The organism is Rhizobium sp. RAF56 (assembly GCF_052113965.1).
Lineage (GTDB): Bacteria > Pseudomonadota > Alphaproteobacteria > Rhizobiales > Rhizobiaceae > Rhizobium.
The window spans coordinates 1-707 of the sequence record NZ_JBFRDU010000132.1 but is presented as its reverse complement, the minus strand read 5'-3'; the positions used below and the strand labels follow the sequence as shown (position 1 = coordinate 707).

Genomic DNA, 707 nt, shown 5'->3' with positions numbered 1-707 from the left:
CCGCGTGTCGCCTTCGCCTTCACGCTCTACTATCAAAACGCCTCGGAAGAGGCGCTGGTCGGCAACGCCGTCGAGATCGAAAAGCGGCACTGGCTGGCAACGACGCTGGTGCCCTACTGGCGCACCTACCTGCGCGTCATGTTCGCGGCCCTGTTCATCAACCTGATCGCGCTCGGCTCGCCGCTGTTTACGATGAACGTCTATGACCGGGTGCTGCCAAACAAGGCGTTCCCGACGCTCTGGGTTCTCGCCGCCGGCATCACGCTTGCCTACAGCTTCGATTTCCTGCTGAAGACCGCGCGCGCCTCGCTGATCGATTATGCCGGACGCAAGGCGGACCTGCGGCTGTCGCAGCTGATCTTCGACAAGGTGCTGAACTCGACGCTGGCCTCGCGCCCGATGTCGACAGGCGAATATGCCAACCGCATCAGCCAGTATGAATTCGTTCGCGAATTCTTCACCTCGAACACGATCGGCGTCCTCATCGACAGTCTGTTCGTCTTCATCTTCCTGGCCGTGATCTATCTGATCGCCGGCTGGCTGGTGGTCATTCCCGCCGTCGCCCTCATCCTATCCGTGGTCATCGGGCTCTACGCGCAGGCGCGGATCGGCAAGCGCATGGCGACGGCCGCCAACGAGGCGTCGCGCCGCCAGTCGCTGCTGGTCGAGACGATCTCGACGATCGAGACGCTGAAGAGCCTGCGCGC

Annotated in this window: 1 protein-coding gene; it reads left to right on the top strand. The window is 62.7% G+C overall.

The window, feature by feature from the left end:
* Positions 1-707 (top strand): ABC transporter transmembrane domain-containing protein (locus AB4048_RS28920; RefSeq protein ID WP_442205364.1); only part of this gene is annotated, 707 nt, incomplete at both ends.